The organism is Roseomonas sp. TS2 (genome assembly GCF_058833935.1).
Genome location: NZ_JCACVY010000299.1, coordinates 1 through 3,393, shown reverse-complemented (window position 1 = coordinate 3,393; position 3,393 = coordinate 1). Strand labels below are relative to the sequence as shown.

The 3,393-nt window shown below is 74.8% G+C and carries 2 protein-coding genes, 2 tRNA genes and 1 pseudogene; 2 read left to right on the top strand and 3 right to left on the bottom strand.

Annotation, left to right across the window (positions count from 1 at the left end; all coding sequences use genetic code 11):
* Positions 1 to 142: 142 nt before the first annotated feature.
* Entirely contained in the window at positions 143 to 802 is a 660-nt protein-coding gene (locus tag ACZJYS_RS23660; RefSeq protein WP_379652438.1) for a protein-L-isoaspartate O-methyltransferase family protein, read from the bottom strand.
* A 136-nt stretch (positions 803 to 938) separates the two neighbouring features.
* Here ACZJYS_RS23660 and ACZJYS_RS23655 point away from each other — a divergent pair.
* Positions 939 to 1,012: transfer RNA gene (locus ACZJYS_RS23655), tRNA-Cys, on the top strand.
* A 105-nt stretch (positions 1,013 to 1,117) separates the two neighbouring features.
* Positions 1,118 to 1,193 (top strand) — tRNA-Asn (locus ACZJYS_RS23650).
* 108 nt (positions 1,194 to 1,301) lie between these two features.
* Here ACZJYS_RS23650 and ACZJYS_RS23645 read toward each other — a convergent pair.
* Both ACZJYS_RS23645 and phnF read right to left on the bottom strand, forming a co-directional pair.
* Positions 1,302 to 2,510: an alpha-D-ribose 1-methylphosphonate 5-triphosphate diphosphatase gene (locus tag ACZJYS_RS23645; protein ID WP_493180552.1), complete on the bottom strand. Its 1,209-nt coding sequence runs from the start codon at positions 2,508 to 2,510 to the stop codon at positions 1,302 to 1,304.
* A pseudogene (phnF, locus tag ACZJYS_RS23640) lies at positions 2,507 to 3,130 on the bottom strand (phosphonate metabolism transcriptional regulator PhnF); the annotation flags it as partial. The gene ACZJYS_RS23645 and the pseudogene phnF, both read right to left, overlap by 4 nt.
* Between the last annotated feature and the right edge of the window lie 263 nt (positions 3,131 to 3,393).

The following is a 3,393-nucleotide window of genomic DNA, read 5'->3' as shown; positions in this document are numbered from 1 at the left end:
TTCATGGGCATGGGCATGCTCCTGCGCGAAAGGCCGGGTCTGGCCCGGAGGTGGCGCAGGCTAGCGGAGCGGGCCGCCGGCGGCCAGCGGCACGCCATACAAAACGCCGGCGGGCCGCACGCGGCCCCCCGGCGCTGTGGCTTCAGAAGACGAAGCCGGGCTGCGGCTGGAAATCCGGCAGCGGCGCGGTGCCGCAGTCGAACGCCTCGGTCAGGCTGAAGGAGCCGCCCAGGCGGCGGCCCAGCACGGCAGCCCCCGCCTCCCCCGGCCGGCGCTGCACGGCCACCACCCGGCCGCCCTCGGCCAGCTGCTCGACCAGCAGCGGCGGGATCTCCGGCACCTGCCCCTCGATGAGGATGAGGTCGTAGGGCGCGCCCTCGGCATGGCCGCGCGCGGCATTGCCCTCGATGATGCGGATGCTGCCCGGCGCCACCGACAGCCCGGCCAGCGCGTCCCGCGCCAGGGCCAGCAGCGCCGGCGCGCTCTCCACCGCCGTCACGCGGGCGCCGAGGCGGGCGGCCAGCGCCGCACCATAGCCGCTGCCGGCGCCGAGCAGCAGCACCTGCTCCTCGGCGCGGATCTGCGCCAGCTGCATCAGCCGGGCCTGCATCATGGGCTGGATCATCACGCGGCCGCCGCCGAGCGGCACGTCCTCATCGGCATGCGCGCGGGGCGCCTGCGCCGGCGGCACGAAGCGGTGCCGCGGCAGGTCCGACATGGCCGAGAGGATGCGCGGGTCGGTCACCTTGTTGGGGCGAAGCTGCCCGTCCACCATCCATTTGCGCGCACCCGCGAAATCCATCGCCTGCTGTCCTCGACTGCCGGGGCACGGACCACTTCCCGCGCCGTGCCGGCGTTATAGGCGCGCCGCGCGCCGCGCGCCAAGCGCAAGGCACTCTTGACCGGGAGCCTCAGACCCACGATACACCCCCACCGAAGGCCCGATGGCAGAGTGGTGATGCAGCGGACTGCAAATCCGCGTACGTCGGTTCAATTCCGGCTCGGGCCTCCACGGACTACCCCACCGATCACCCGGTGGACGGCGCGAAAGCGGAACGGTTTCAAAGGGGTCTTGCAGAGCCCGGAACGCCCCGCTATAGCGCCGGCCACACGCTGATCCCCGATAGCTCAGCTGGTAGAGCACGCGACTGTTAATCGCTAGGTCGTTGGTTCGAGTCCAACTCGGGGAGCCAATCAAGGAAGAGGGCGCCGGAAACGGCGCCCTTTTTCTTTGTTTCCAATTTTCTTGGTGTCCGGTTTCGCTGCACGGGGAGGACCGGCGCCCTCCCCGCTCGTTTCTGTCACGCCATGGCAGGCATGGGCATCAGGCGGCTGGCCGCCTCCGGCGCCACCCAGGCCAGGCCGCCGCCGCAGAACACCGCCACGGGCGCCCGCCGGTCCGGGTCCACCAGCACCACGTCGCCCCGCAGCCCGGGCGAGAGCCGCCCGCGGTCCGCAAGGCCCGCCGCGGCGGCGGGGTTGGCGCTGACCAGCGCCCAGGCGGCAGGCAGGTCCAGCACCCCACGCGATTCCAGCACGAAGGCCGCCTCCAGCAGCGAGGGCCAGACATAGTCCGAGGCCAGCACCGTCACCAGGCCGCGCTCGGCCAGCGGCGCGGCGCTGGCCCAGCCCAGATGGCTGCCGCCGCGCACCACGTTGGGCGCGCCCATCACCACCGCCTCGCCCGCCGCCCGCGCCGCCTCGGCCACCGCCTCGGCCATCGGGAACTCGCAGATGCCGGCGCCGAGCGTGCGGAACATCGCCCGCTCCTCCACCGTCGCGTCGTCATGGCTGGCCACGGGCAGGCCGGCGGCGCGCGCCGCCCCGGCCAGCCGCAGCCGCGCCGCCGGCACCCCGGCCCGCCGCGCGGCGGCGGCCTCGGCCAGGGCGCGGAACGCCGCCACGGAGACGCCCGCGCGCTCCGCGTACTTCGCCGCCGCCGCCTCCTGGCCCAGCTTGCGCAGGATGCCGGGCGTGTGGTCGTTGAAGGCCAGCAGGTGCACGCGCCCGGCGGCGATGTCGGCCACCGCCTCGTCCAGCGCCTCGAGATTGTCCGCCTCGAAGCGCAGGTGCACGCGCAGGTCGGCGCCGCGCCAGCCGCCCGGCGTGGCGCGCAGCGCGGCGAGCCCGGCCAGCAGCGTCCGCCAGGCCTGGAGGGAGCGCAGCCCCGGCTCCCAGGAGAGCGTCACGCCCAGGAAGGCCGTAGTGATGCCGGCCGCCAGGAGCTGCGCCGCCGAATCCCGCAGCGCCAGCGCCGGCGGCAGGGCCACGCCCGGGCGCGGCTGGAACTGCCGCTCATGCGCGTCGCCATGGATGTCGACGATGCCGGGCAGCACCAGCAGCCCGCCCGCATCGAGCCGCCGCGCCCCGGGGCGCGCGGCCTCGCGCACCACGCCGCCGCCCAGCGCCAGCGCGCCGGGGCGCAGCGCCCCGCCCTCGCCGGCCAGCACGGTGCCACCCTCGATCAGCCACTCATCTGTTCCACGGGCTGTTCCACTGGCCTGCATCATGCTGCTCCCGCGCCGTCCTCGATGACGATCTGCACGCGCCCGGCGGCGTAGCGCGACAGGGTGTGGTCGATCGGCCGGCCCTCGGGGTCGGTCGTCAGTGCCTCGGAGATCATCACCGGGCGGGCGCGGGCCTGCTGCAGCTGCTCCGCCTCCTCGGCGGTGGGCATCCGGGCGGTCAGCCGCGTCCAGGCGCGGCGGTAGTCGGCCACGCCGCAATCGGCCAGCGCCCGGGTGATGGAGCCATGCCCCCGCGCCAGCGAGGCCGCCATGGCGGCGAAGCGCGGCAGCGGGAAGTGGTGAAGGCCGAGCACCACGGGCCGGCCATCGGCCAGGCCCAGCCGCTCCACCGCCAGCACTGGCGCGCCGGGGGCGAGGCCCAGCGCCTCGGCCACCGCGGCCTCGGCCGGCACCTCCCGCGCCCAGAGGATGCGCCCCTCCGGCTCCCGCCGCTGCGCGCGGATCAGCTCGGAGAAGCGGGTGCGCGGGCCGAGGCGGTAATCCACCACATCCTCCGCCACGAAGGAGCCGCGCCCCTGCTCGACGCGGATCAGCCCCCGCTGCGCCAGGGAATCCAGCGCCCGCCGCGCCGTGTGGCGGTTCACGCCGTGCTGGGTGGCGAGGCTGGCCTCGGCGGCTGTTGAAGATGTCTAGACGACTAGATATCCGCCGCAGTACCGTCAACGCGAAACTGGCATGCCGGAGCCCCGATGGAGTTGAAGTTTCGATGACGCCCCCGACCCCGACGGAGTCCCACGAGCCGCCCCTGGCACGTGGCGAGGGCGTGGCGCTGTGGCGGCAGATCGCCGCCGCGCTGGAGGAGATGATCGCACGCGGCACGCTGGCGCCGGGCGCGCGCCTGCCCACCGAGGCCAGCCTCGCCACC

What these genes read in the sequence shown, in the direction of transcription:
- ACZJYS_RS23660 (WP_379652438.1), bottom strand. Translation starts at nt 802, where the DNA reads ATGGATTTCGCGGGTGCGCGCAAATGGATGGTGGACGGGCAGCTTCGC.
- ACZJYS_RS23645 (WP_493180552.1), bottom strand. Translation starts at nt 2,510, where the DNA reads ATGATGCAGGCCAGTGGAACAGCCCGTGGAACAGATGAGTGGCTGATC.